Origin of the sequence: Nocardia sp. BMG111209, assembly GCF_000381925.1 — a bacterium.
In the GTDB taxonomy this organism is placed as follows: domain Bacteria; phylum Actinomycetota; class Actinomycetes; order Mycobacteriales; family Mycobacteriaceae; genus Nocardia.
Map to the genome: position 1 here is coordinate 131,012 of NZ_KB907308.1, position 25,693 is coordinate 156,704.

Here is a 25,693-nt window from a genome sequence, read left to right on the forward strand (position 1 = left end):
ATTTCGCCACCCGTCACGAGCGACGACCGGCGACTTCCGACAGGCAGGCTGTGCCCGGCGCCATCGACGGCCGCGCCGCGGGCGGCATCATTGGCGGTTGTCGTGCATCGCGGCACGAACGCGGAACGGTCGGCTCCGGCAACGCTGCACGGGAAGCGCCGATCCTCGAGGCCTTGGCTGCCAGCGAGTCTAGTGGGCGATCCACCCGTTTCGTGGCGGTCTGGCCGGATCAATGTGGTATCACCACGCATCCGAACGGCCTGCCGGAACCGTCACAGACTTGGACGTACCCACTCCGAGGACGTCCAACAATCGATCATGGGAGTTCCGGTGGGAGGCGGTGACGTCCGGGCTCAGTCGCCCGCGGCCCGGCCGTCGGTGTGCGGCCACCGCCCGGCGACCCACTCCCCGATCGAATCCAGCACCGCGGAATCGATCGGGCGGCGCACCGTCCGGCGGTAGCCACGCATACCCAGCCGCTCCGGATCCGGCCGCAACAGGTGACCGAGATCACCGACCACCCGGCCGTCGAAGGGCCCGCGGACGAGCCGGCCCATGGCGTCGACATCCTCCGGCGGCACCTGCAGATCGTGGCCGCCGGTGATCGCCAGCACCGGTACGGTGATGCGGCTCAGCGCGGGAGCCGGATCGTAACCGGCGAATTCGCGCAACCAGCGGGCGTTCACCCGGACGCCCTGCAGGCGCATCACCGCCGCGGTCGATTTCCGGATCCGGTGCAGCCGCTTGCGTTGCGAGACGATCGGATCGATGCGAGCGAACCGCAGCGACGCCGTCAGCCAGCCGGGCAGCGTGGACAGCAGCGCGTCACCCTGCCATTCCAGCAGTTGTTCGCCGGGCCGGGCCGCCGCGCTCAGCAGCACCGCGCCGGACACCGCTCCCCGCCCGGCCAGTTCGATCGCGTGCATCCCGCCCTCGCTGTGCCCGACGATCAGCAACGGCACCTCCGGCAGCCGGCGCGCCAGCCAGTCCAGTGCCGCGTGCGCGTCGTCCCGGCGCCGGTCGAAGCCGGTGGACAGATAGTCGCCGCCGCTGCCGCCGACGCCGCGCTTGTCGTACCGCAGGGTCGCGACCCCCAGCGGCGCCAGCGTCTCGGCGAGCAACCGGGTGAGATCCAGCCGCAGCCAGCGCAGATTCGAATCACGATCCACCCGTCCGGATCCGGGCAGCAGCAGCGCGGCCGCGACCGGATCCGGGACGGGCGCGAAGGTGCCCGCCAACCGGCACCCCGCGCTGTCGAACGACACATCCTCTGAGGTCAGCGGGTCGCGCCCTCGTCGGTGGAGTCCCATACGCCCAGTATCGGCGACCGGCGGCGGCGGATCCGGCACGTCCGTCCACGCCGCGAGCCGGACCGTCGCCACCACCCACCGCGCCGCGCTCGGGCCGGTCGACGGCTAGGCTCCGGCGCCGCTCAGGTAGTGGGCGGCGATCTCGTCGCTGGTGGTCAGCCACACCCCCGGATGGTTCGCGACGTAGTCCAGCGCCTCGTCCAGGTAGCGCCGCCGGAACGCCTGCCCGATGACGAACGGATGCAGGGCCAGCGCCATCACTCGGCCGCTGTCGGCGGAGTCGGCGTACAACTGATCCAGCTGATCGCGCACCATCCGGACGAAATCGGGACCGGTCAGCCCCTTGCTGACGAAGACGCCGATGTCGTTGAGCTCCACCGAATACGGCAGGCTCAGCACGCCGGGCACGTTCAGGTGGTAGGGCCGGTCGTCGTTGGTCCAGTCCAGGGTGTAGCTCAGGCCCAGTTCGGCCAGCAGTTCCGCGGTGTGGAAGGTCTCGGTCAGCCCGGGTCCCATCCAGCCGCGTGGGCGGGCGCCGGTGGCCCGCTCGATCGTATCGACGATGTCGCGCAGCAGGTTTCGCTCCTCGTCACGCGAATAACCGCTGTGCAGATGGCTGTTGCTGCTGCCGTGTGCCAGCCAGGTCCAGTCGCGCTGCTTCCCGGCCGTGATGATCTGCGGATATCGTTCGGCGACATCGGAATTCAGCAGTGCGCTGGCCCGGATGCCGTACTTGTCGAGCAGTTCGAGTACCCGCCAGAAGCCGACCCGGGGGCCGTAGTCGCGCCAGCCGTAGTTCAGCGGGTCCGGGGTCAGCGCCGTGGTGCCCTCGTAGGTCGCGGTGCCGGGCAGATCGGCGTAGAAGTGCTCGATGTTCAGGCCGAGGTAGAACGCGACGCGCTTGTCACCGGGCCAGTGGATCGGCTCCCGCTCGGTGATGGGACTGTAGTCGAAGAGGGTGAGGTCGGTGCTCATGCGGCTATCCTCGAACCATCACACAGATGTGAAGGTCAACCGAGAATTCCTGTGAGGTAGGACATATGCGCATCAGCGAGCTGGCGGAGCGCACCGGTACCCCGGCCCGGCTGCTGCGCTACTACGAGGAGCAGGGCCTGATCCGAGTCGGCCGCTCCCCCAACGGCTATCGCGACTACGACGAGCGGCTCGCCGACCAGGTGATCCACATCCGCGGCCTGCTGGACGCGGGGCTGCCCACCCGGCTGATCAAGCAGATCCTGCCCTGCCTCGAGGATCCCGCCGACATCCATTTCGCCGATGCCTCACCGGAGATCATCGCCACCCTGGAACAACAGCGCGACCGCCTCACCCAGCGCATCGAACTGCTCACCCGCAACCGTGACGCGATGACGGCCTATGTCGCCTCGCTGCGCACCTGCACCGGCGTCTGAGCCGCGACCGCGACGCCCGGGTGGTGTCGCGCTCCCCGTGAATCCGCTCGCGCCCGTGCCGGATTCACAGTCACTCGACCTTCCAGGTGACCCCGTGCCCGGTGAGGAAATCGAGGAAGTCGGCGGGGTCGAAGGCCAGGGCGGGCGGTAGCGCGCCGGCGGGCACACCACCCGCCGCGAGCCGGCGCGCACCCTCGACCGCGATCACCGCGGTGAGCCCGTAGGCGTCCGGGCCGGTCACCCATCCCCGGGCCGTGGCGCCGTCACCCGCGGTCGCCGCCGCGAGCATCAGCCAGCGACCGGCCGCGCGCTGCTGCGCGTCGACCACCTCCGGCACCGATTCCACGACGTCGGCGGTCAGGCCCGCGAACAGCGCCGCGGTCTCGGCCCGGATCGCCGAGCGCACCCGCCCCGCAGTGACGTGGCGGGGAATCGTGGCCACGCCGGGCAGCGGGAACGACTGCACCGCAACCGGTTCCGGCTCACCGGGGGCCGTGATCGGCGCGACCGGGGCCAGGGGCGCCGCGCGCCACTGCCCGTCGGCGTATTCGAGCGGCTCCCGTTCGGCCACCGCCACCATGGATCGCGCGGTGCCGCGCGACGCGCCACCGTCGCGGCGCAGATCGGCGATCAGCAGATCGGCCACCTCCGGCAGCCGGGCCGCGGTCAGGTGCGCGATCAGGTCACCGGGCCCGCCGTCGTCGGCCATCCCGGGTACCACGGTCACCCCGGCCGCCTCGGCGGCCGGGCCCACGGTCCGCAGCACCTCGTGCAGATAGTGCAGTTCGCCGGTGGTGTCGACGTAGTGACAGCCGGCCGCGAGGGCCGCGCGGATCACCGGCTCACCCCAGCGGGTGAACGGTCCCGCGCAGTTGACGACCGCCGCGCAGTCGCCGAATGCCCGCGCCAGCGCCGGGATGTCGTCCAGATCCGCCACCCGGATCTCGGCGTCGGCGACGGCGCGCAGTCGTATCTCGTTGCGGCCCACCAGGACCGGTTGCAGTTCGCGGCGGATCAGTTCGGCCGCCACCAGGCGGCCGGTGAATCCGCTCGCGCCGTATACGGCGATCTTCATGAGTCTGGTACTCCGTCGGTCGGAGGTCGGGAACCGGCGGTCGCCGGCTCCCGATCCACGCTAGGAACGCGCGGTCGCGCGGAGGATGTCCGAACTACCGCCGCGGATATCCGATCGTCCGGGACCCGCCCGCGGCGCAATAGGGTTGTGGGGTGGATGTTCTCAGCGATGTCGTGGCCGAGTTGCGGATCGGCGCGCCGCATTCGTCCCGGACCGAGCGCCGCGCGCCGTGGGACGACCGGTTCCCGCCGACCGCGGCGGTGGGATTCCATCTGGTGCTGCGCGGCGGGTGCCGGTTGACCGCGGCCGGGCAGCCGCCGCTGCGGCTCGGCGCGGGCGATGTGGTGCTGCTGCCGCGCGGGGCCGCGCATTCGATCGGCGACCACACCGTCGGCGCACCCACCGTCCTGCTCTGTGGCGCTTACCGTTTCGACCGTTCCCGGCGGCATCCGCTGCTGACCGAACTACCCGAGGTGCTGCATCTGGCCGCCGGGCCCCGGCGGCCCGCCGCCTTGGACACCGCGCTGGACCTGCTGACCCGCGAACTCGACACCGATCCCGATTCCGGCGCCGTCGGGCCGCTGCTGGAGATCCTGCTGCTGTTCATGCTGCGCGCCTGGTACGACGGCCGGGACCGGGACACCGGCTGGGGTGCGGCGCTGCGCGATCCGGACCTGGGCACGGCGCTGCGCGCGATCCACCGCGACCCGGCCCACCCCTGGACCGTGCAGTCCCTGGGCGACCGTGCCCACATGTCGCGCTCGTCGTTCGCGCAGCGGTTCACCGAGACCCTCGGCGTGGCGCCGCAGACCTACCTCACCCGCTGGCGGATGACGGTGGCGGCGCGGCGGTTACGCGATACCGACGACACGCTGCGGGTGATCGCCGAAAGTGTCGGCTACACCTCGGAATACGCGTTCGCCAAGGCGTTCAAGCGCGAATTCGGCGTCGCCCCCGGACGTTACCGGCACACCGCCACGGCCGCGGCCCCCGGCTATCTCGCCACGGGTAGTACCGCGGAGTGATCCCGGAATCACCCTCGGGGGTGATGAGCCGCGCGGCCGCGACCCGCCACGATGAGCCGCATGCGACGCACATCCGCCACCACACCACCGATCGCGCGGTTCCGCCGCACCGCCCTCTGCCGCATGATGCTGGCGCTGTGCCTCGGGATCGGCGTGATCGCCGTCGCCGGCGCCACGGCGGCGGCCGATCCGATCGCGTGGCGGCCGTGCCCGGAGAACGCCGGGGTCGACTGCGCCACCGTCACCGTGCCGATCGACCGGTCGCATCCCGCCGACGGATCGGTCGCCGTGGCGGTGGCCCGCATCCGGGCCCGGGGCGATCGGATCGGCACCCTGATCGAATTACCCGGCGGTCCGGGAAATTCGGGCGTCGACGCGCTCGTGCACGGTGACCGCTTCTCCCCCGCACTGCACGACCGTTTCGACATCGTCGGCTTCGATCCGCGCGGTGTGCGGCGCACCGCCCCGCTGCGCTGCGACGCCGGCCTCGCCGCGTGGCCGAACCTCGTGCCCGACACCGGCGGATCGATCGACGAGATCCATTCCTACGCAAAGCGACTCGCCGACAGCTGCCGCCGCTACACCGGCCCGGTCGCCGACCGTCTCGACAGCGCCACCGTCGCCGCCGACATCGACGCCCTGCGAGATGCGCTCGGCGAGCAGCGGATCAGCCTCTACGGCCGCTCCTACGGCACCATGATCGGCCAGTCCTATGCCGAGCAGTTCGGAAACCACGTGCGCGCACTGGTACTCGACAGCGTCGACGACCATTCGCTGAGCGGTGCCGAATTCCTCGCGTCCGAGGCCCGCGCCGGACGCGACGCGTTCGCCGGATTCGTGTCCTGGTGCGACCGGACTCCCGGCTGTGCCCTGCACGGCACCGACGTCGCGGCCCGCTACGACACCCTGTTCCGGCGCGCCGAACGCGGCGACCTGCCCGACCCGTCCGCACCGGGCCGCGCGTACGACCCGCTGATGTTCAGCCGGGCCGTGACCGCCCGCCTCTACCAGCCCGACCGGCCCGCCCTGGCCGAGGATCTGCGGGCCCTGTCCGACGCACCACCGATATCGGCTGTCCCGCAACCGATTCCGAGCGACACGGCGGCGCCGATGCCCGAGTACGCGGTGTGTGCGGACTGGACCTTCGACATTCCGGATCAGGCCACCTGGCAGCGCCTGTGGGCCGAGCAGAACCGCGAGGCCGGGCCGCTGCACGCGCACTTCGCCTGGGGCGCCGCCGCGATCTGCTCCGGCTGGCCCACCCCGCCCCCGAATCCGGCGCACCTCCCCCGCCTCACCGGCACGCCGCCGATCCTGGTGATGAACGGCCTGCACGACCCCGCCACCCCGTACGAATGGGCCACCTCGGTCACCGCGCACACCCCCGGCGCGACACTGCTCACCTACGACGGCTGGGGCCACGGCAGCTACGGCCGCACCCCCTGCACCACCGCCGCCGGCGACCACTACCTGCTCGACCTCGTACTGCCCGCCCCCGGGACCCATTGTCCCGCAGCGTGATCCGGCGGCGGGCCCGCCCTGCCCGCGGTGCCCGCCCCGGCCGGGGCAACCACCCGATATTTTGACCGAACGGTCCAGATACGGCTAGGGTGACCGGCATGCCGAGAACCAAGGAGTTCGACCCGGCCACCGTGCTGGAACGCGCGGTGGAGCTGTTCTGGGAGCGCGGATACGAGGCGACCTCCCTGTCGGACCTGGTCGCGCACCTCGGCATCGCGAAGGCGAGCATCTACGCCACCTTCGGCGGTAAACAGGAATTCTTCGCCAGGGCGCTGCAACGCTATCTCGACCGCACCGATCCGCTGATCATGGCCCAGTTGTCCCAGCCCGGCCCGGTACTGCCCGCGGTGCGGGCCCTGGTGAACCGATTCGTCAGCGAGGCCGCCGAGGACGCGCCCCGCCGCGGCTGCATGGTGGTCAACAGCGCGGTCGAATTCGCGGGCCGCGACCGCGAGGTCACCCGCCTGGTCGAATCCAGTTGGTCCCATCTCGAAACGACCCTGACCTCGGCACTCCTGCGCGCACGAGCCCAGGGCGAACTACCCCCCGAGGCCGACGCCCGCGCTCTCGCTCGCTTCCTGCTGGTCTTCCTCCAGGGCGTGCGGGTCCTGGAACGGACCCCCGAAGCCGCCGCCCGCCTGCACGACGCGGCCCGGATCGCCCTCACCATCCTGGCCTGACTCCCGGACCGGCCCGAGCGCACCGGCCATCCCCCGCCGCATCGCCACATCCGAATCAAGACCACTCGTTCCAGAAAGAGAGATCCAGTGAGCACCCGTTTCGACGGCAAGGTCGTCCTGATCACCGGCGGCGCCGGAGCCATCGCCGCCGCCACCGCCCGGGCTTTCACCGACCGGGGCGCCACCGTCGTACTGGCCGGCCGCGACCCCGACGCCCTGGCCACCGCCGCGGCCGCCGTCCACACCCCGGGCAACGCCGAAACAGATTGGCTCACCGCCGATGTCACCGACAGCACCCAACTCGCGGCCGCGGTCGCCGAGGTGGTCCGCCGCCACAGCGGCCTGCACGTGGCCGTGAACAACGCGGGCATCTTCGCCCCCTTCAGCCCCCTCGCCGATCTCGACGAAAAGCTCTGGCACACCACGCTGGACGTCAACCTGACCGGCGTCTTCCTGTCGATGAAACACGAGATCGCCCATATGCGCGAGCACGGCGGCGGCACCATCGTGAACATCTCCTCCAACATCGGCGCCCATCGCCGCCTGCGCGGCACCGCCGCCTACACCGCCGCGAAGGCCGCCGTCAGCGCCCTGACCCGCGCCGCCGCCCTCGACCACATCGCCGACGGCATCCGCATCACCGCCGTGAGTCCCGGCGCCACCGACACCCCGATGTCCATGGCCCCCGGCGAAACCCCCGCCGACCGCGACGCCCGCATCGCCGCCGCCACCCCCGCCGGCCGCATCGGCACCCCCGCCGAGGTGGCCGCCGCCATCCTCTGGCTCGCCTCCGACGACGCGAGCTACATAGTCGGCCACGACCTCGTCATCGACGGCGGCACCTCCGCCTGACCCGGAACCCTCTGTGGCACAAGCTATTCGACCGGCGGCCGGCGGTAGCGCCGGAGGGCCTCCGCGTAGGCCTCGTCCACCGTGAGCTCACCGGTGACGAGGCGTTCGCCCGGGGCGACGAGATCCGGGGACGGTTCGGGCCCTTCGGCCCGCACCCGAGGCCGCGGCGGTGGCGTCGGCCCGGCATCGGGACAGCTGTTCCCGCAACTCGTCGCACTCCCGGCGAAGCGCCTGCAACGCTTCCGCACCCTCGCGATAGGCCCGGTAGGACAGCAGTACGGCCTCGGCCTCGTGGTGCGCGCCGAAGACGACCGGTGGCGCGGCGGCGCCTTCGGCCCGGAATTCGCCGACGATCTGCGACAGCTGTTCGTGTACCTCGGCGAGGGGACGGATGAGCAGGGGTGGCGGCACGCTCTCGACGATACCGACCATGCGCGCACCCCCATCGTGAATGAGCTTGCACAGTCGTGCATAATCATCACATGGCGGATACCTCGGGTGGGCCCGTGTTGCGGGTCGCGGTGGCCGGTGCGAGCGGTTATGCGGGCGGCGAAGTGCTGCGCCTGCTCCTCGGACATCCAGCGTACCGAGCGGGGCGCCTCGAGATCGGGGCGCTGACCGCGGGGTCGAATGCCGGCAGCACGCTCGGGGCGTTGCAGCCGCATCTGCTCCCGCTGGCGGATCGGGTGCTGGCCGAGACCACGCCGGAGGTGCTGGCGGGCCACGATGTGGTGTTCCTGGGGTTGCCGCACGGGCAGTCGGCGGCGGTCGCGCGGCTGTTGCCCGAGTCGACGGTGATCATCGACTGCGGCGCCGATTTCCGGCTCACCGACGCCGCGGCCTGGGAGAAGTACTACAAATCCGAACATGCGGGCAGTTGGCCGTACGGGTTGCCGGAGCTGCCGGGCGGGCGGGATCGGCTGCGCGGCGCCACCCGGATCGCGGTGCCGGGGTGCTATCCGACCGTCTCGAGCCTGGCGCTGGCGCCGGCCGTGGCGGCGGGCCTCGTCGAGCCGGCGGTGACCGTGGTCGCGGTCAGCGGCACCTCGGGGGCCGGGCGCAAGCTCGACGTGGGGCTGCTCGGCTCGGAGGTCATGGGTTCGGCCCGCGCCTACAGCATCGCGGGCGCGCACCGGCACACGCCGGAGATCGCACAGAATCTGAAGCTGGCCGCGGCCAGCGGCGGGGCCGAGACCGATATCGCCGTCTCGTTCACCCCGGTGCTGGCGCCGATGCCGCGCGGCATCCTCGCCACCTGCACCGCGGCGCTGCGCCCGGGGGTGGACGCCGCGCAGGCGCGTGCCGTATACGAAAAAGCCTATGCCGATGAGCCTTTCATCCATCTCCTACCGGAAGGCGTACTGCCGCAGACCGGTTCGGTGCTCGGCTCCAACGCGATCACGCTGCAGGTGGCCGTCGACGCCGACGCCGGGCAGCTGGTGGTGATCGGCGCTGTCGACAATCTGACCAAGGGCACCGCGGGCGCCGCGGTGCAGTCCATGAATCTGGCGCTCGGTTTCGACGAGACCGCCGGACTGACCACCGTAGGAGTGGCCCCGTGACCGATACACCCGTGAGCGCCGCCGAGATCGCCGGCGGCACCCTGCTGCGCACCCAGGGCGTCACGGCTCCGCTCGGCTTCCGCGCCGCCGGACTCGCCGCGGGCATCAAGAAGAGCGGAAAGCCCGATCTGGCACTGGTTTTCAGCGAGGGCCCGGAATACGCGGCGGCGGGCGTGTTCACCAGCAACCAGGTGAAGGCCGCGCCGGTGCGGTGGTCGCAGCAGGTGCTCACCGGGGGCCGGTTGCGCGCGGTGATCCTGAATTCCGGTGGCGCCAACGCCTGTACCGGTCCGGGCGGCTTCCAGGACACCCACGCCACCGCCGAGGAGCTCGCGAAGGCGTTGAGCAACTGGGGAACCGACACCGGCGCGGGCGAGATCGCGGTCTGCTCGACCGGTCTGATCGGCGACCGGCTGCCGATGGACAAACTGCTGCCCGCGTGCACCGAGATCGTCCGCGAGATGGGCGGCGGCCTGTCCGGCGGAGCCGAAGCGGCACAGGCGATCATGACCACCGACACCGTCCCGAAGCAGGCCGCCTTCCACCATCCGGCCAAGTGGAACGTGGGCGGTATGGCCAAGGGCGCGGGCATGCTGGCGCCGGCGCTGGCGACCATGCTGGTGGTGCTCACCACCGATGCCGTGGCGACCCCGCAGCAGCTGGATCGGGCGCTGCGCAACGCGACCCGGCTGACCTTCGACCGGCTCGACGTCGACGGCTCCTGCTCCACCAACGACACCGTGCTGCTGCTGGCCAACGGCGCGAGCGCGGTCACGCCGTCGCAGGAGGAGCTCGACGCGGCGGTGCTGGCGCTGTGCGACGACCTCGCCGCGCAGCTGATGGCCGACGCCGAGGGTGTCACCAAGCGGGTGCGCGTCACCGTCGCCGGTGCGATCAGCGAGGAGGAGGCGCTCACCGCCGCCCGCGCGATCGCCCGCGACTCGCTGGTCAAGTGCGCCTTCTTCGGCTCCGACCCGAACTGGGGCCGAGTGCTCGCCGCGGTCGGCATCGCGCCGATCACCCTGGATCCGGATCGGATCCAGGTGTCGTTCAACGGAAATCCGGTGTGCGTGGACAGCACCGGCGCGCCCGGCGCCCGCGAGGTGGACCTGTCCGGGCCGGATATCCACGTCGAGGTCGAACTGGGCCTGGGCCAGGGCACCGCCACCGTCCGCACCACCGATCTCTCCTACGGCTACGTCGAAGAGAATTCGGCCTACAGCTCATGACCGCGACCGTCACGCCGGCGCTGTCGGCGCTGGACAAGGCGCACGTCCTGGCGGGCGCGCTGCCGTGGCTGCAGAAGTTCCGCGACAAGATCGTGGTGGTCAAGTACGGCGGCAACGCCATGATCGACGAACAGCTGAAGCAGGCGTTCGCCGCCGATATGGCCTTCCTGCGGACGGTCGGCGTGCACCCGGTGGTGGTGCACGGCGGCGGGCCGCAGATCAACGCCATGCTCGCGAAACTCGGTCTGCGGGGCGAATTCCGGGGCGGTTTCCGGGTCACCACCCCCGAGGTGATGGATGTGGTGCGGATGGTGCTGTTCGGTCAGGTCGGCCGCGAACTGGTCGGACTGATCAACCAGCACGGCCCGTACGCGGTCGGCATCTCCGGTGAGGACGCGCGGCTGTTCACCGCCACCCGCCGCACGGTCGACGTGGACGGCGTCGCCACCGATATCGGCCTGGTCGGCGACGTCACCTCGGTGAATCCCGACGCGGTGCTGGATCTCGTTCGGGCCGGGCGCATTCCGGTGGTGTCGACGATCGCGCCGGACGCGGACGGCGTGGTACACAACATCAATGCCGACACCGCCGCCGCGGCACTGGCCGAGGGCATCGGCGCGGAGAAGCTGGTGGTGCTCACGGATGTCGAAGGCCTGTACACGAATTGGCCGGATCGATCGTCGCTGACCACCCACATCGCCACCGCGGATCTGGCGGCGTTGCTGCCGAGCCTCGACGCGGGCATGGTGCCCAAGATGGAGGCCTGCCTGCGCGCGGTACTCGGCGGCGTGCCGAGCGCGCACGTGATCGACGGCCGCGTCCCCCACGCGGTCCTGCTGGAACTGTTCACCGGGGAGGGGATCGGCACGATGGTGACCCCCACCGCGGCGGCAGCGGAAACCACGACGGAAACGGCGGTGCCATGACCGAACGCGAAGCCACGACCGAACAGAACGGGACCACACCGGGTACGGCCACGCAGGATCTCCGGCGCCGCTGGTCGTCGGTCCTGATGAACAACTACGGCACCCCGCAGATCGCGCTGGTGCGCGGCGAGGGCGCGGTGGTCGAGGACGCCGACGGCAAGCGTTACCTGGACTTCCTGGGTGGTATCGCGGTCAACAGCCTGGGCCACGGACATCCGGCGATCCTGGCGGCGGTCACCGAACAGCTCGGCACGCTGGGCCACGTCTCCAATCTGTACGCGAGCGAACCGGCGATCCGGCTCGCCGAACAGCTGGTGGCGCGCTTCGGCGACGGGCACGGGCGGGCCTTCTTCTGCAACTCCGGCACCGAGGCCAACGAGGCCGCGTTCAAGATCGCGCGACTGACCGGACGGCACCGGATCATCGCGTGCGAGGAGGCCTTCCACGGCCGCACCATGGGTGCGCTGGCGCTGACCGGACAGGCCGCCAAGCGCGCCCCCTTCGAACCGATGCCCCCCGGCGTGCAACACATTCCGTACGGCGACGCGGCGGCGCTGGCCGCCGCCGTCGACGACGACACCGCGGCGGTGTTCCTGGAACCGATCCTCGGCGAGAGCGGCGTGGTGGTGCCGCCGCCGGACTATCTGGCCACCGCGCGCGCGATCACCGCCGACCGCGGCGCGCTGCTGATCCTCGACGAGGTGCAGACCGGGATCGGCCGCACCGGCCACTTCTACGCCCATCAGGCGGCCGGCATCGTGCCGGACGTGATCACCCTGGCCAAGGGTCTCGGCGGCGGGCTGCCGATCGGCGCGGTCCTGGCCCAGGGCCGCGCCGCCGATCTGCTCACCCCCGGCCTGCACGGCACCACGTTCGGCGGCAATCCGGTGTGCGCGGCGGCCGCGCTGGCGGTACTGCGCACCATCGACGAGACCGGCCTGCTGGCCCATGTCGAGACGGTCGGCAAGACGATCGTCGACGGCATCGCCGAGCTGGACCATCCGCTGGTCGATCACGTGCGCGGCGCCGGACTGCTGATCGGAATCCGCCTGGCCGAACCGCTTTCGGCGCAGGTCGAGCAATTCGCCCGGGCCGCGGGCTATCTGGTGAATCCGGCCAAACCCGATGTGGTCCGGCTGGCGCCGCCGCTGGTGCTGACCGAGGATCAGGCGCACGCATTCCTCACCGACCTGCCCGCAATACTGGACGCTGCCGCCGAGGCGAAGGGATCGAAGTGACCATCCGGCATTTCCTGCGCGACGACGACCTCACACCTGCCGAACAGGCCGAGGTACTCACGCTGGCAACGACTTTGAAGGCCGCACCGTTCTCCCGGCGCCCGCTCGAGGGCCCGCGCGGCGTGGGCGTCATCTTCGAGAAGAACTCCACCCGCACCCGGTTCTCGTTCGAGATGGGCATCGCGCAACTGGGCGGGCACGCGGTGGTCGTCGACGGCCGCGTGACCCAGCTGGGCCGCGAGGAGACCCTCGCCGACACCGGCCGCGTGCTGTCCCGCTATGTCGACGCGATCGTGTGGCGCACCTTCGAACAGCAGCGACTGGACGAGATGGCCTCGGCGGCAACGGTTCCGGTGATCAACGCGCTGTCCGACGAATTCCATCCCTGCCAGGTGCTGGCCGATCTGCTGACCCTGAAGGAGCGCAAGGGTGAGCTGGCCGGCCGCCGGCTCACCTACCTCGGCGACGGCGCCAACAATATGGCGCATTCGCTGCTGCTCGGCGGCGTGACCGCCGGGTTGCACGTGACCATCGCCGCCCCATCGGGTTTCGAGCCGGCCGATTGGATCCGCGAGGACGCGCAGAAGCGGGCCGCCGAGACCGGCGCGACCGTCACCGTCACCGACGACCCGATCGCCGCCGCGGCCGGCGCCGACGCCCTGGTCACCGACGCGTGGACGTCGATGAATCAGGAGGGCGACGGGCTCGACCGGGTGGGGCCGTTCCGGCGCTTCCAGCTGAACGAGGAGCTGCTCGCCCTGGCGAAGCCGGATGCCGTTGTGCTGCACTGCCTTCCGGCCCACCGCAACGAGGAGATCACCGACGCGGTGCTGGACGGTCCGCACAGTGCGGTCTGGGACGAGGCGGAGAACCGGCTGCACGCGCAGAAGGCGCTGCTGGCCTGGTTGCTGGAGCGACGCTCGGAGGAGGAGCACCGGTGACGGACAAGGCCGGCCCGGTCATCGCTCGCACCCGTGCCGGCCGCCAGCAGCGCATCGTCGAACTGCTGACCGCACACGCGGTCCGCAGTCAGACCGAGCTGGCATCGCTGCTGTCCGCGGAGGGTATCGAGACCACCCAGGCCACGCTGTCGCGTGATCTGGACGAACTGGGCGCGGTGAAGTTGCGCGCGGCCGACGGCGGCGCCGGCATCTACGTGGTGCCGGAGGACGGCAGTCCGGTCCGCGGCGTCATCGGCGGCACCGACCGGCTGTCGAAACTGCTCGGCGACCTGCTGGTCTCCACCGATCACAGCGGTAACATCGCCGTGCTGCGCACCCCGCCCGGCGCCGCCCACTATCTGGCCAGCGCGCTGGACCGGGCGGCGCTGGCCGAGGTGGTCGGCACCATCGCGGGCGACGACACCGTCGCGGTCATCGCCCGCGAGCCGATGACCGGCGCCGAACTGGCCGCGAAGATCGAACAGCTGGCCTGAGCACGGGTCAGTCGCCCGATCCGGTGGCCGCCCGCGCCGCCGGGCTGCGCAGGGCCGGCGCCAGATGCGCCGGCAGGTAGCCCTGGTCGGCCAGCCGCGCGAGCAGCCCACCGCTGGTGAGGATTTCACGGATCAGGGGCGGCAGCGGCGCGGTGTGCGCGACGGCCCCGGTGGTCTCGTTGCGGCAGACGCCGACGGCCGGGTCGATCGCGGCCAGGTCGCCGTCGCGGAACATCCCGGTGACGTCCGGGACCGTGAGCGCGGGCAGTCCGGCGTTGATCGCGTTGCGGAAGAACAGCGAATTGAACTCCTCCGCGAGCAGTGCGCCCACCCCCAGTTGCAGCAGCAGCGCGGCCACCGGACGCGAGGAGCCGACGCCGAAGTTCCTGCCCGCCACCACGATATCGCCGGGTTCGACGAGATCGGTCCAGCCGGGCCGGATCTCGTGGAAGACATACCGCGCGGCCTCGGGGATCTCCAGTTTCATCGCATGTGCCGGGTACATCGCGTCGGTGTTCAGCGCGTCGCCGAAAACCCAGGTCCGGCCGGTGATCACGGTCATGCGGTCACACTCCTCGGGTCGGTGATGCGGCCGGTGACGGCGGAGGCGGCGACGGTCGCCGGGGAGGCGAGGTAGATGTCGGCGTCGGGACTGCCCATCCGGCCGGTGAAGTTGCGGGTGCTCGACGTCAGGCACACCTCGCCCGGACCGACGACACCCATGTGGTAACCGAAGCAGGCGCCGCAGGTCGAATTCGTCACCACCGCACCGGCATCGGCGAGAATCTGCAGATAACCCAGTCGCATCGCCTCCCGATACACCTGCTGCGAGGCCGGCGTGACCAGCAGCCGCACCCCGGGCGCCACGGTCCGCCCGCGCAGGATCTGCGCGGCGACCCGCAGATCCGACAACTGGCCGTTGGCGCAGGATCCGATGAAAGCCTGGTCGATGCGCCGGGATTCGATCTGCGAGACCGGTACGCCGTTGCGGCTCACCGTGCCCGGCCGCGCGACGTACGGCTCCAGGGCCGACAGGTCCAGGGTGCGCACGTCGAGGTATGCGGCGCCGGGATCGGCCGCCGCCGCGGCGTAGTCGTCGATGCCGCGCTCGGACAGGTGTTCCCGCAACCGATCGTCGACGCCGAAGGTGGCGAAATCCGCGGAGATCTCGGCGGCCTGGGTCGCGATGGTGCGCCGGTCCTCGATCGGCACGCTCGCCAGCCCCGGCCCGCCGAACTCCAGATTGGAGTTGGTGGCGTCGCCGTACCGCGCGGCCAGGTACAGGAAGACGTCCTTGCCGTTGATCCCCTGGGGCAGTTCACCTTCCAGCTCGTACCGGATGGTGGGCGCGACCTGGAACCAGGTGTGCCCGGTGCACAGGATCGAGAACACCTCGGCGGGACCGAGTCCGCGGGCGGCGGTGTTGTAGGCGCCGCCGGCGCAGGTGTGGGAATCGGTGCAGGTGAGCACCTCGCCGGGCCGGGCCAGTCCGTTCTCGGCGATCACCTGATGGCAGATGCCGTGCCGCCCGACATCGTAGAAGTTCTCGATCCCGAAGTCCGCCACGAACTTCCGGGCCTTCGGGCCACCGGCGGCATCCTTCGCGGTGGGCGCCGGGACCGCGTGGTCCATGACCACCGCGACCTTCGCCGGATCGTGGATGCGGGCGGGCTGGATCCAGGAGGTGGCGAACTGCAGGTCGATCAGGACACACATGTCGACCTCGACGATCACCGTATCGCCCGGCCGTACCAGTGGCACACCGGCCTTGCGGGCCAGCAGATTCTCGATCATGGTCATGGCCATGGCTGGGTGATTCCTTCCGTGGGGTGCCGCTCGCCGAGCGCGGACCATTCGGCCAGCCCGACCAGTTCGAAGAATTCCGCCGGCCCGGACGGGGCCAGCAGGGCGGGATCGCGGCCGGCCAGACCGGCGAGCGCGGTCAGCATGCCGTACGCGGCCGCACCCAGCGCGGCCGACGGGTGGATGGCGATCGCATAGCCGAGTTCGCGCAGCCGGTCCGCGGATTCGAGCGGGGTCAGCCCGCCGATCACCAGGTTGATCAGCTTGGGCGCGGACACTTCCCGCGCGATCCGCTCGATCTCGGCCGCGTCCTGCGGGGCCTCCACGAAGATCACGTCGGCCCCGGCCGCGGCGTAGGCGTTGGCGCGTTCGATCGCCGCGTCCAGGCCCAGCGGGCCGCGGGCGTCGGTGCGGGCGATCACCAGCAGATCCGGATCGCGGCGGGCGTCCAGTGCCGCACCGAGTTTGGCGAGGAACTGCTCCGGTCGCACGAGTTCCTTGTCCGGCAGGTGCCCGCACTTCTTCGGAAAGGCCTGATCCTCCAACTGGATCGCCGCGACCCCCGCCGCCTCGTACTCCCGGACGGTGCGAATCACGTTGAGCGGCGCGCCGTATCCGGTGTCGGCGTCGGCGATCAGCGGCACCGTCCCGAGCACCCCGGTCAGCATCCGGGCCCGCTCGGCCATCTCGGTCGCGGTGACCAGGCCGATATCGGGCAGCCCGAATCCGGCGGCGGCCACCCCGGCGCCGGTGAGGTAGGCCGCGGGAAATCCGACGCGGCGCACCAGCGAGGCCGACAGGCCGTCGAAAACGCCGGGGGCGGTGATCAATTCACCGGTACCGAGCAGGCCGCGCAGGCCGCTGCGGCGCTCGGCCGCGGTCACGACGGGACCTCCGCCGGATCCAGTGCGCCACCGACCGGCGGGGCCAGCAGTGCGGTGAGCTCGCGCAGGTCGGCGAGCCGGTCGAGTCCGAGCACCGCCGCCTGGATCGCGTCCAGCCGCGCGGCGGGCAGCAGGGGGCCCACCAGCGCACGGTATTTGGCGACGATCTCGTCGTCGGTCACCGGATCCGCCGGGCCGCCGTGGGGCTGCTCGATCCGCCGGTGCCGCACGGTGCCGTCGGTCGTGGTGATGGTCACCTCGGTGGCGAAACGCTGTGCCGGCGGGCCGTTCTGGATCTCCTCGTCCAGCTTCACCGCCACCGTGCCGAGCAGCCGCCAGACGTCGTCGGCGTCGAGTCGGGCCGCGGTGAACTGCGGTGGCAGCACCTGCCCGTCGAGCAGCGCCACCGCCGCCGCGTAGCCGAGATTCATCTGCGCGCCCACCGAGGTCAGCGGCCGCTGCGGCGGCCACCAGCCGTGCCGGTAGACGGTGTGCCCGACCCGGATCTCCAGCCGCGACACCGTGTCCGGGTCGATGTCGTACGCAGCGCGCAGTTCCAGCACGGCCTGGATCGTGCCGTGCAGACCGCCTTGCGCCGCATGGGTTTTCACCATGATCAGCTCGGTGTGCCAGCCTTCGCCGAGCCCCGCGACGATCTGCGACGCGTCCGGATCGTGGCCCTCGCCGAACACCGCAAGATATCCGCCGTAGGGCCGGTCGAAGACCTGTTTGATCCCGCTGTACCCGCCGGCGGCCAGCCCCGCGGCGTAGTAGCCGTTGCGCGCGGCGAATCCGTGCTGCATCCGCTTGGACATCGCCTCGTACTGGGCGGCCATCAGCCCGGCCGATTGGGTTCCGGCCATCCCGAACGCGTCCTCCAGCCGACCGGCGTCGAGCCCGCGCAGCTTCCCCGCGGTCGCCGCCGCGGTGTGGGTGCCGAACACCGGCCCGGAATGCCAACCGCGCGAGAGCATCTGGGCGCCGTGCAGCGCCAGCCCGACCCGCGGTCCCACCTCGAATCCGGCGACCGCGGCGGTCAGTGCGGCCGCACCCGAGACGCCGCCGCGATGCCCGGCCGTGGCCAGCAGGACGGGCAGGATCAGCGCGGTGCTGTGCAGCGGGGCCAGCGGATGGAAGTCGTCGAGTTCGAAGCCCTGGATGTAGGTGCTGTTCAGCAGCACCGCGGCCGGGCCGGAGGTGGTGAGACCGGTCCCGATCACCGCGGCCTCCCCCGCGCCCTCCAGATCCAGCACCGACCGGGTGGCGACCCGCGACCAGGGCAGCTGGGCCCCCACCAGCCCGCAGGCGACCCCGTCCAGCAGCAGGTGCGCGGCGCGGCTCCGCACCCGTTCCGGTATCGCCGCCGCGGTCAGCCCCTCGACCCAGCGGGCCAGCGGCACCGTGACCCCGGTGCTCGTCGCTTCGCTCATGCGGACAGTCAACGGCACCTCCGGCGCGGATCCCGGCATCCGACGGTCAGTAGGATCGATGGCGGTGACGCGGAGGGAAAACGACACGGCAACGCCGATCGACGACGGTTCGCGACACGAACCGGACCAGGGCCGTTCCCGGCACGACCCGGACGACCGCTGTGCCCGCGACGCCGATCCGGCCCGGCCGCGCCACGACCTCGACGAGGTCGACGTCCAACTGCTCGACGCGCTGCACGCCAATCCGCGGGCCAGTTTCGAGCGGCTCGGCCCGGTCCTGGGCATCTCGCCGGTCACCGCGGCCCGCCGCTGGCAGCGCCTGGCCGACAGCGGCCGGGCCTGGATCTCCTCGGTCCCGGGCCCTCGGCTGGCGCTGGTCGCCGCGGTCGTCGACGTGCGCACCCAGCCGGGCAGTCTCGCCGCGACCGCAGCGGCGCTCGCCGCGATCCCGCAGGTCATCAGCGTGTACGCCACCGACGGGGAATTCGACCTGCACACCCTGGTGATCGCTGCCGACATGCCCGCGCTGAGCGCGCTGCTGCTCGACCGGCTGCCCGCCCTGCCCGGCGTCGCCCGGATTCGCTCCCATACCGGCCTGGCCTGGCACAGCGGTGTCCGCTGGCAGCTGGGCGCGATGGATCCCGATCAGCAGCGGGCGGTCGCGGGCGACGCACCCGAGGACCCCCGGGCCGCCCGCACCCGGCTGTTCGATCCGGACGACCGCGCGTTGTTCCTGGCCCTCCAGCACGACGGCCGTGCCCGCTACCGCGAGCTGGCCCGCACGCTCGACACCTCGGAACATCTGATCCGCCGCCGCGTCGACACCCTCGTCCGCCAGGGCATGCTCGGCTTCCGCACCGACTTCGCGCGCGGCGAGGGCGGCTGGCCGACCGAATTCGTACTGTGGCTCGCGGCCCCGCACCACCGCCTCACCGAGATCGGCACCGCGATCGGCGGCCGCCCCCAGACCCGCATCTGCCTGTCCGCGGTCGGCACCGCCAACCTGATGGTGATGGCCCAGGTGCACCGGCCCACCGACATCGGCGCGGTACTGGACCTGATCCGCACGATCGACGCCGATACGACGGTGGCCGAGCAGCGCCTGATCCTGCGCGCGGTCAAATCCTGGGGCCGGCTGCTGGATCCGGAGGGCCGGGCGATCGGCCTGGTCCCGGTGGATCCGTGGGCGAAATAGTCACCGGCCCAAGGGTTCCGCGGACCTCAGGGCACGACGATGGCGTCGGTCACGAACGTGGCGATGTTCGCGTGGGTGAGATACCGGCTCGGCGAAACCAACTGCGTGTAGACCGCGCCGACCATGAACTCCACGGCCGCAGCGGTATTCGGCCGCAGGTGCACGGCGAGTTCGGACCCCTCGATATGGGTGAGGGCCCGGTCGGTGACGATATCGACCAGCGTCGGCTTGCCGTCCCGTTTGATCAGCCAGGGCAGCAACGCCGAGCCGTCGATGTGGATGGCCGCTTGCAGCGCAGCATGATTGGTCAGATAGTCGAGAACCTCCCGGACGAGCATGTGGGTGGTCTCGCGCGGCTGATCGGCGAACCGCAGCCGGGCCAGCACCAGCGCCTCCAGCGCATCGAGTTCGGCATTGATCACGGCCGCGATCAGGGTGTCCCGGGAGGCGAAGCGCCGATACATCGTGGCCCGGCTGATCCCGGCCTCCTTGGCGACCGCGGCCAGGGTCAGCGCGGTGATACCCACCCGGCGCACGACGGCACGCGCCGCCGCGGTCACATCCTCGTTCGACACCGGCCGAGTATAGAGCTCCCGCAAGAGCGGCCATATTGAGACATCTATTGCCATCTATGTCTCATTCTTGCGACACTCTTCGGCATGCCCGTTTCGAATCCTCCCCGTGACACGTCCGTGACGACCCTCGGCGGCCGGTCCCCGTGGGACTCGCAACCGCAGGAGTTCGGCTACCGGATCGACGAGGTCGAAGGGCGGCTACCCGAGGGCCTGCGCGGCGATCTGTACCGCATCGGCCCCGGTCGATTCGACGTCGGAGCGCATCCGGTCGCGCACATCTTCGACGGCGACGGGATGGTCTCGCGCCTCGCCATCGACGAGAACGGGGTGCATTTCCGCAACCGGTACGTCCGCACCCGCGAGTACCGCCGGACCGCCGCCGGCGGCGCACTCGGCCGGGGATTCGGCACCCAGCGCGCCGGCGGCATCCTCGCCAACGCCTTCCGACCACCGGCGAACATGTCGAACACCAACGTGCTCGTCCACGACGACAACCTGTACTCGTTGTGGGAGGGCGGCCGCCCCTACCGCCTGGACCCGCACACCCTGGGGACGCACGGCGCGGAGAGTTTCGGCGGCGCGCTGAAACGCATGGGCGCCTTCTCCGCGCACCCGAAGCGCGACCCCGTCACCGGCGAGATCTACAACTTCGGCCTCGACTTCTTCCCGAGACCGATGATCCGCTGCTACCGGCTCACCGGCGGCCGCCTGGAAAACATTGCGTCCGTGCCGATCCGGCAACTCGGCTTCGTACACGACTTCGCCCTCACCGAACGCCACCTGGTCTTCGTGATCGACCCGATCGTGGTCACCCGCCCGATCTCGGCGGCCCTCGGCCTGAGCTCCATCGACCGCGCGATGTCGTACGAACCGCACCTGGGCACCACCATCGTCCTCGTGCCCCGCGCCGGCGGCACCCCGATCACCGTCGAGACCGACGCCCTGTTCCACTTCCACGTCACCAACGCCTACGAAACCGACACGGCCACCACCGTCGAACTGGTGACCCACGACCCCGACCGCGGCTGGTCCGGCTGGAACGGTCACCTACGCCGCTACCGAACCGACCCCGGCCCCGCCTTCGGCGGGCAGCTGACCCGCCTCACGATCGACCGCCGCACCACCCGGGTCACCCGAGAAGTACTGCACGACAACGGCTGTGAGTTCCCCCAACTCGACCCGCGCCACGCCACCCGCCCCCACCGCTACAGCTACGTAGCCGCCGCCTCGACCCCCGGCGGCGACCCGGACTCCATCACCACCATCGATCACAGCACCGGCCGCAACCACACCTACACCACCTCCCCCGGCGACACCGTCTGCGAACCCCTGTTCGCCCCCGCCGAGGGCGGCACCGAGGGCGACGGCTGGCTCCTGACCTTCGAGCACCAGCCCACCACGAAACGCACTCGCGTCCTGGTACTTCCGGCAGACCGACCCGACCGCGGCCCGATCGCCACGATCCCCCTCCGCCACCACGTCCCGATGACCTTCCACGGGGCGTTCGTTCCGGCGCGGGGCTGAGGACGGCCGACACCGACGAGGGCTCGCATTCGTCTCGGTGACGTGAACCATCGGAAGTACCGATCTTCTCGAGATACATTCTGCTGGTGGCACTGTCACGGCAAGAATGCATACTCGATGGCCGCGTCGGGTTCCGAAATCCGACGGCACGGCTCAGACGGCACGCACACCGAGCCGGGCGGCAGCGATGACACCGGACAATGCCGGCGGAGTGCCACGGACGCCAGCGCGGCACCCGAGCCGGTGGCGTGCGGCGATCGCGCGCGCGTGGTTCGAGTTGACCGGTCCGGATCGCCGCGAGCACATCGAAGAGTGGCGGTCGGATTTCACCGAATTCGTCCGATTGCTTCGCCCGCGCCAGGTCCCTACATCCCCAGACCCGATTCGGATATTCGACGACCTGTTGGCAAAGGCACTGGACACCGAAGAGATAAGTGCAGCGACGCGACAGATGGGCGCACCTTCGATCGCCGAACTCAGGCAGGTCAACGACGCTCATCGCGACAGTATCAGGGAACAGGCCGGGACCGCAGAGGCGGTCTTTCTCTCGGCTGCCGCGCGAGCCGCGTCGATGAGCGCGCGGGTGCGCAGGCCCGGGTGGACAGGGATCGCGAGTGGCGCTCTCACCTATCTGGTCGTCATGATGTCGATGGTGTTTCTCGGCTGGCCGCCCAACAAGCTCGACCCATCGCCGTTCGTCGACGGGACGCCCGATGAACAATTCAGCCTCTCCGACTCCTTGGGCTTTTCCTTCGTCATCACCTTCTTTCTATTCGTGGGAATTTTCATGTTCGGTGGGTTGATCCGGTACACAACGTATCTTTGGCCTTCGGTCCGGCGCCACGAATTCGGCGCGGTCCATCTGGCGGCACGGTTGACCGTGTGGATACCTTCGTTCGTCCTCGGATCGATAGTGCTGTTCATCAGCGACAAGGTGAAGGATTACGTCGAGCCCCTGATCCGTCATCGTCACCGTCGTTCCTGCGGCCTGGTGGCTCATACGCAAACAGGTGGAGAGCACGGTCTCGCTGTCTCCGCTCGAGAGCCATTTCGTGTTGTGGGAGAACGAGCTCTTCGACGCGATCCTGGCGTTCCTCCGGCAGCGGATCGGCAACCATGTGAACCGCCCCTACAGCACCACGCTGGAACTGACCACCGGCGCGGTGGGACTTCGGAATGTCCGCAGCCAGACCAGCTACGTACAAACCTCCGCCGATCGCCAGTTGCGTGCCGCGGCGCGCGGTATCAGCGGCGGCAGCATCGCACTGTCCGGCCCACGAGGGGTCGGCAAGTCCGAACTGCTCCACCAGATCTGCCCCCGAAGCCCTGACCAGGCCGGGTTCGTGGTGAATGTGCCGGTGATCTTCGACCGTCGCGAATTCATGCTCCATCTGTTCGCCAGAGTCTGCGAGTTCGCGATCGATCAGGGCCTGGAACCGCGACAGGCCGAGAAAAAACTGATGTCGATACGATATCTGCAAACATATTCGGCGGAGACTACGGCCGGAATCGGCTGGCGGGGAATGAACCTCGGGCGGAAGCACGGTTCCGGCAAGGCGCGGCAACCACTCACCTATCCCGAGATCGTCGACGAGCTGCGACGGTATCTCAGCTTCCTCGGAACCCTGCTGGGCCAAAAAGTTCGGCAGCGCCTCGTAATCGGAATCGATGAATTGGATCGGATCGAACCCATCGACCGGGCGCGCGAATTCCTCAATGAGATCAAGGCCGTCTTCGACGTACCCAACTGCCTCTTCGTGCTGTCGGCCTCCGACGAAGCACTCCACCGAGCCGATCTGGCACAACCCGGCCGCAGAGACGAATTCGACAGCGCGATAGACGAAGTCGTCCGTGTGAAACCATTGAGGTATCTCGAAGCGAAGCAGCTGATCGATCAGCGCGTGATCGGAGTCCCGGAACCCTTCATAGCGCTGTTCCATTGCCTGTCCGGCGGTTTGCCTCGCGAGTTACTCCGCATCGCGCGCGCCACAACGATACATGCGAGCCAGAACCAACCCTGCACTCTTTCCGACGCAACCACCTATCTGATCGACCGGGAGCTCGAGCGCGGTCTGACCGGGCCCGTCCACCAGGTTTTCCACGTCACACTACGACAGATATTCACCGACGGACTGTCACAGCAGCAACTGGCTCGAGCAACCGAAGCCGAGTTCGTCGGGTCGTTCGACGCGCTCGCGGCCGCGCGAGCCGGCGAAGCCTCATCGGCGCTGACAGCAGTCACCACGATCTGCCGCGCCTGGCATATTCGCGTGCCCCATCGGCCGGTCCGGGGAATTCACAAACTGCCCCTCACGAGAACAACCGGGTGAGACCGCGTTCCGGAGAAAGTCACATGCGGGCCCTGAAGAAGACGTTTCCGGCTGCTCTCGCCGACGTCGCCACCCGGATCGAACGGCCGCTCACCGCATGCCGCTCGGCGCAGCTGCGATATCGGATGCCCATGCGGCACCGCCGCTACGACCTGTGACGACGCGACACGAGCCGGTCACGCGCGGCAGTCGGCCGACGCGGATCGGCCCCGGCACAGTGCCCGGTGGACTTGTGCACATCGCGGCCGGTCACGAGAATGACGGCAGTTGCCGGAACACCGGCGGCCATTGCCCGGCACGCAGCGACTTCCCGGCGGGGACGAGACTCGAAGGAGCCCATCGTGATCGGCGACACCGGTACCGTTCCCGCGATCCGGGCGGACGCGGTGGCGGCCCTGCACGACCGGGTGATCGGGCCCGAGCACAAGGCGCTGCCGCCGGCGGCGTGGGGCCGGACGGTTCGTGAGTATCTCGCCACCGGGCCGTATCTCGACGAGTTGCAGACGCCGGTGCTCACCATCGACCGCGCCGCGCTGGACAACAATCTCGCGGTGATGGCCGACTGGGTGTCCGCCGCCGGGGTGCGGCTGGCTCCGCACGGTAAGACCACGATGTCCCCGCAGTTGTGGGCCGAGCAACTCGCCGCCGGAGCCTGGGGCATCACGCTGGCCACCGGCTGGCAGGCGCAGGTAGCGCGGCGGTTCGGGGTGCGGCGGATCCTGATCGCGAACACGCTGGTGGATCCGGCCGGATTGCGCTGGGCCGCCGCCGAACTCGCGGACGATCCGGAATTCGATCTGCTCTGCTGGGCCGACGACGTGGTCACCGTCGAGGCGATGGACCGGCATCTGGCCGGCGCTCCGGCCGGGGTGCGGGTGTCGGTGCTCGTCGAACTCGGCGGGCCGCGCGGCCGTACCGGCGCACGCAGTGTCGCGGCGGCACTGGAGGTCGCCGGGGCGATCGAGCGATCCGACCATCTGGAGCTGGCCGGTGTCGGCGGTTACGAGGGCCCGTTCGCCCGCGACCGCTCCCCCGCCGGGCTCGCGGCCGTACGCGGATATCTCGACGAATTGGCCCGGCTGCACGGGGAATTGCGTGGTCGGTACCCGCGCCGGGCGATCGTCACGGCGGGCGGCAGCGCCTTCCCGGATCTCGCGGCGGAACGGCTGGCCGCCACGGCCGCCGACGCCGAAGTACCCACCACCGTGGTGCTGCGATCCGGCGCCTACCTGATCCACGACGACGGTTTCTATGCCGGACTGTCGCCGCTGATCGCCGGACGCACCGATCGGCCCCTGCGGTCGGCGATGCACGGCTGGGCACGCACGGTCTCCCGGCCGGAACCGGAGCTCGCACTACTCGACGCAGGCAAGCGGGATTTTCCCTACGACGAGGGAATGCCTGTGCCGCAACTCGTTTCGCGATTCGGTGAGGTGCCGGGGGAAATGCCGGTGCCGCACCACATTCCGAATGCCCACGTGTCGAAACTCAACGACCAGCACACCTTTCTCCGGCTGCCCGGCGGTGGCGATGTCCCCATCGGCAGCGTCGTGCGACTCGGACTGTCACACCCCTGCACCGCCTTCGACAAATGGCGGCTGATCCCCGTGATCGATGACGCCGGCGCCGAACGCCCCCGTGTCGTCGACTTCCTCCACACGTTTTTCTGATCGACGAATCTGTTTGCGCG

General features: G+C 70.3%; 25 protein-coding genes. 16 read left to right on the forward strand and 9 right to left on the reverse strand.

What is annotated here, in order from left to right; translation table 11 throughout:
- Positions 1–353: 353 nt before the first annotated feature.
- The gene (locus G361_RS0123990) at positions 354–1,265 is read right to left on the reverse strand and encodes an alpha/beta hydrolase (RefSeq protein WP_019929660.1); all 912 of its coding nucleotides are present in this window, start codon (positions 1,263–1,265) and stop codon (positions 354–356) included.
- Between the two features lie 150 nt (positions 1,266–1,415).
- Positions 1,416–2,285, reverse strand: a complete 870-nt coding sequence (locus G361_RS0123995) for a polysaccharide deacetylase family protein (protein WP_019929661.1) — start codon at positions 2,283–2,285, stop codon at positions 1,416–1,418.
- Between the two features lie 65 nt (positions 2,286–2,350).
- Between G361_RS0123995 and G361_RS0124000 the strand changes: the two genes are divergently transcribed.
- Positions 2,351–2,719, forward strand: a complete 369-nt coding sequence (locus tag G361_RS0124000; protein WP_019929662.1) for a MerR family transcriptional regulator — start codon at positions 2,351–2,353, stop codon at positions 2,717–2,719.
- Positions 2,720–2,789: 70 nt separating this feature from the next.
- Here the strand turns inward: G361_RS0124000 and G361_RS0124005 are convergent, their stop codons facing one another.
- Positions 2,790–3,794 carry a trans-acting enoyl reductase family protein gene (locus tag G361_RS0124005; protein ID WP_019929663.1) on the reverse strand — a complete coding sequence of 335 codons (1,005 nt, stop codon included), beginning with the start codon at positions 3,792–3,794 and terminating at the stop codon, positions 2,790–2,792.
- 152 nt (positions 3,795–3,946) lie between these two features.
- Between G361_RS0124005 and G361_RS44755 the strand changes: the two genes are divergently transcribed.
- The 4 genes from G361_RS44755 (at position 3,947) to G361_RS0124025 (ending at position 7,872) form a co-directional block, all read left to right on the forward strand.
- The gene (locus tag G361_RS44755) at positions 3,947–4,819 is read left to right on the forward strand and encodes an AraC family transcriptional regulator (protein ID WP_019929664.1); all 873 of its coding nucleotides are present in this window, start codon (positions 3,947–3,949) and stop codon (positions 4,817–4,819) included.
- 60 nt (positions 4,820–4,879) lie between these two features.
- Positions 4,880–6,340: an alpha/beta hydrolase gene (locus G361_RS44760; RefSeq protein ID WP_196814620.1), complete on the forward strand. Its 1,461-nt coding sequence runs from the start codon at positions 4,880–4,882 to the stop codon at positions 6,338–6,340.
- Between the two features lie 98 nt (positions 6,341–6,438).
- Positions 6,439–7,020 (forward strand): TetR/AcrR family transcriptional regulator, encoded by a 582-nt coding sequence (locus tag G361_RS0124020; protein WP_026343423.1) that lies wholly within the window; start codon positions 6,439–6,441, stop codon positions 7,018–7,020.
- A gap of 87 nt (positions 7,021–7,107) precedes the next feature.
- The gene (locus G361_RS0124025; RefSeq protein ID WP_019929667.1) at positions 7,108–7,872 is read left to right on the forward strand and encodes an SDR family NAD(P)-dependent oxidoreductase; all 765 of its coding nucleotides are present in this window, start codon (positions 7,108–7,110) and stop codon (positions 7,870–7,872) included.
- Between the two features lie 87 nt (positions 7,873–7,959).
- Here the strand turns inward: G361_RS0124025 and G361_RS0124030 are convergent, their stop codons facing one another.
- The gene (locus G361_RS0124030) at positions 7,960–8,304 is read right to left on the reverse strand and encodes a hypothetical protein (protein WP_019929668.1); all 345 of its coding nucleotides are present in this window, start codon (positions 8,302–8,304) and stop codon (positions 7,960–7,962) included.
- A 50-nt stretch (positions 8,305–8,354) separates the two neighbouring features.
- Here G361_RS0124030 and argC point away from each other — a divergent pair, with 50 nt between their 5' ends.
- From argC to G361_RS0124060, 6 genes are read left to right on the forward strand one after another with little or no spacing between them, the layout of a single operon-like run.
- A complete protein-coding gene (gene argC, locus G361_RS0124035) occupies positions 8,355–9,434 on the forward strand; it encodes an N-acetyl-gamma-glutamyl-phosphate reductase (protein WP_019929669.1) in 1,080 nt (359 codons plus the stop codon).
- A gap of 11 nt (positions 9,435–9,445) precedes the next feature.
- Entirely contained in the window at positions 9,446–10,663 is a 1,218-nt protein-coding gene (argJ, locus tag G361_RS0124040; protein ID WP_019929670.1) for a bifunctional glutamate N-acetyltransferase/amino-acid acetyltransferase ArgJ, read from the forward strand.
- The gene (gene argB / locus G361_RS0124045) at positions 10,660–11,589 is read left to right on the forward strand and encodes an acetylglutamate kinase (protein WP_019929671.1); all 930 of its coding nucleotides are present in this window, start codon (positions 10,660–10,662) and stop codon (positions 11,587–11,589) included. Before argJ ends, argB begins: the two co-directional genes overlap by 4 nt.
- Positions 11,586–12,827: an acetylornithine transaminase gene (locus G361_RS0124050; protein WP_019929672.1), complete on the forward strand. Its 1,242-nt coding sequence runs from the start codon at positions 11,586–11,588 to the stop codon at positions 12,825–12,827. The genes argB and G361_RS0124050 overlap by 4 nt, the downstream gene beginning before the upstream one ends.
- Complete coding sequence (argF, locus tag G361_RS0124055; RefSeq protein ID WP_019929673.1) at positions 12,824–13,768, forward strand: ornithine carbamoyltransferase; 945 nt, start codon at positions 12,824–12,826, stop codon at positions 13,766–13,768. Before G361_RS0124050 ends, argF begins: the two co-directional genes overlap by 4 nt.
- Positions 13,765–14,262 (forward strand): arginine repressor, encoded by a 498-nt coding sequence (locus tag G361_RS0124060; RefSeq protein ID WP_019929674.1) that lies wholly within the window; start codon positions 13,765–13,767, stop codon positions 14,260–14,262. The genes argF and G361_RS0124060 overlap by 4 nt, the downstream gene beginning before the upstream one ends.
- A 7-nt stretch (positions 14,263–14,269) precedes the next feature.
- Here G361_RS0124060 and G361_RS0124065 read toward each other — a convergent pair whose 3' ends face one another.
- The 4 genes from G361_RS0124065 to G361_RS0124080 are packed head-to-tail and all read right to left on the reverse strand — an operon-like array spanning position 14,270 to position 18,391.
- Positions 14,270–14,815 (reverse strand): 3-isopropylmalate dehydratase, encoded by a 546-nt coding sequence (locus G361_RS0124065; RefSeq protein WP_196814665.1) that lies wholly within the window; start codon positions 14,813–14,815, stop codon positions 14,270–14,272.
- Positions 14,816–14,820: 5 nt separating this feature from the next.
- Positions 14,821–16,068 carry an aconitase/3-isopropylmalate dehydratase large subunit family protein gene (locus G361_RS0124070; RefSeq protein ID WP_019929676.1) on the reverse strand — a complete coding sequence of 416 codons (1,248 nt, stop codon included), beginning with the start codon at positions 16,066–16,068 and terminating at the stop codon, positions 14,821–14,823.
- Complete coding sequence (locus G361_RS0124075; protein ID WP_019929677.1) at positions 16,059–16,949, reverse strand: oxaloacetate decarboxylase; 891 nt, start codon at positions 16,947–16,949, stop codon at positions 16,059–16,061. Before G361_RS0124075 ends, G361_RS0124070 begins: the two co-directional genes overlap by 10 nt.
- Complete coding sequence (locus tag G361_RS0124080; RefSeq protein WP_369797923.1) at positions 16,946–18,391, reverse strand: MmgE/PrpD family protein; 1,446 nt, start codon at positions 18,389–18,391, stop codon at positions 16,946–16,948. Before G361_RS0124080 ends, G361_RS0124075 begins: the two co-directional genes overlap by 4 nt.
- Before the next feature lie 46 nt (positions 18,392–18,437).
- Between G361_RS0124080 and G361_RS0124085 the strand changes: the two genes are divergently transcribed.
- Complete coding sequence (locus G361_RS0124085; RefSeq protein ID WP_019929679.1) at positions 18,438–19,574, forward strand: Lrp/AsnC family transcriptional regulator; 1,137 nt, start codon at positions 18,438–18,440, stop codon at positions 19,572–19,574.
- Between the two features lie 26 nt (positions 19,575–19,600).
- On the opposite strand, the gene G361_RS0124090 is transcribed toward G361_RS0124085, so the two are convergent.
- Positions 19,601–20,149, reverse strand: a complete 549-nt coding sequence (locus tag G361_RS0124090; RefSeq protein WP_019929680.1) for a TetR/AcrR family transcriptional regulator — start codon at positions 20,147–20,149, stop codon at positions 19,601–19,603.
- Between the two features lie 84 nt (positions 20,150–20,233).
- Between G361_RS0124090 and G361_RS0124095 the strand changes: the two genes are divergently transcribed.
- The 4 genes from G361_RS0124095 to G361_RS0124115 all read left to right on the forward strand — a co-directional run bounded on the left by G361_RS0124095 (position 20,234) and on the right by G361_RS0124115 (position 25,673).
- Positions 20,234–21,673 carry a carotenoid oxygenase family protein gene (locus tag G361_RS0124095; RefSeq protein ID WP_026343426.1) on the forward strand — a complete coding sequence of 480 codons (1,440 nt, stop codon included), beginning with the start codon at positions 20,234–20,236 and terminating at the stop codon, positions 21,671–21,673.
- Positions 21,674–22,683: 1,010 nt separating this feature from the next.
- Positions 22,684–24,003, forward strand: coding sequence for a P-loop NTPase fold protein (locus G361_RS0124105; RefSeq protein WP_019929683.1), 1,320 nt, complete (start codon positions 22,684–22,686; stop codon positions 24,001–24,003).
- Positions 24,004–24,026: 23 nt separating this feature from the next.
- Positions 24,027–24,161, forward strand: a complete 135-nt coding sequence (locus G361_RS51495; RefSeq protein WP_019929684.1) for a hypothetical protein — start codon at positions 24,027–24,029, stop codon at positions 24,159–24,161.
- A 183-nt stretch (positions 24,162–24,344) separates the two neighbouring features.
- On the forward strand, positions 24,345–25,673 hold the full coding sequence (locus tag G361_RS0124115) for an alanine racemase (RefSeq protein WP_019929685.1): 1,329 nt from the start codon (positions 24,345–24,347) through the stop codon (positions 25,671–25,673).
- Positions 25,674–25,693 lie beyond the last annotated feature (20 nt).

Coding starts and splice junctions, on each gene's coding strand:
- G361_RS0123995 (WP_019929661.1), bottom strand. CDS start 2,285: ATGAGCACCGACCTCACCCTCTTCGACTACAGTCCCATCACCGAGCGG.
- G361_RS0124000 (WP_019929662.1), top strand. CDS start 2,351: ATGCGCATCAGCGAGCTGGCGGAGCGCACCGGTACCCCGGCCCGGCTG.
- G361_RS0124005 (WP_019929663.1), bottom strand. CDS start 3,794: ATGAAGATCGCCGTATACGGCGCGAGCGGATTCACCGGCCGCCTGGTG.
- G361_RS44760 (WP_196814620.1), top strand. CDS start 4,880: ATGCGACGCACATCCGCCACCACACCACCGATCGCGCGGTTCCGCCGC.
- G361_RS0124020 (WP_026343423.1), top strand. CDS start 6,439: ATGCCGAGAACCAAGGAGTTCGACCCGGCCACCGTGCTGGAACGCGCG.
- G361_RS0124030 (WP_019929668.1), bottom strand. CDS start 8,304: ATGGTCGGTATCGTCGAGAGCGTGCCGCCACCCCTGCTCATCCGTCCC.
- argC (WP_019929669.1), top strand. CDS start 8,355: ATGGCGGATACCTCGGGTGGGCCCGTGTTGCGGGTCGCGGTGGCCGGT.
- argB (WP_019929671.1), top strand. CDS start 10,660: ATGACCGCGACCGTCACGCCGGCGCTGTCGGCGCTGGACAAGGCGCAC.
- G361_RS0124050 (WP_019929672.1), top strand. CDS start 11,586: ATGACCGAACGCGAAGCCACGACCGAACAGAACGGGACCACACCGGGT.
- G361_RS0124070 (WP_019929676.1), bottom strand. CDS start 16,068: ATGGCCATGACCATGATCGAGAATCTGCTGGCCCGCAAGGCCGGTGTG.
- G361_RS0124085 (WP_019929679.1), top strand. CDS start 18,438: ATGGCGGTGACGCGGAGGGAAAACGACACGGCAACGCCGATCGACGAC.
- G361_RS0124095 (WP_026343426.1), top strand. CDS start 20,234: ATGCCCGTTTCGAATCCTCCCCGTGACACGTCCGTGACGACCCTCGGC.
- G361_RS51495 (WP_019929684.1), top strand. CDS start 24,027: ATGCGGGCCCTGAAGAAGACGTTTCCGGCTGCTCTCGCCGACGTCGCC.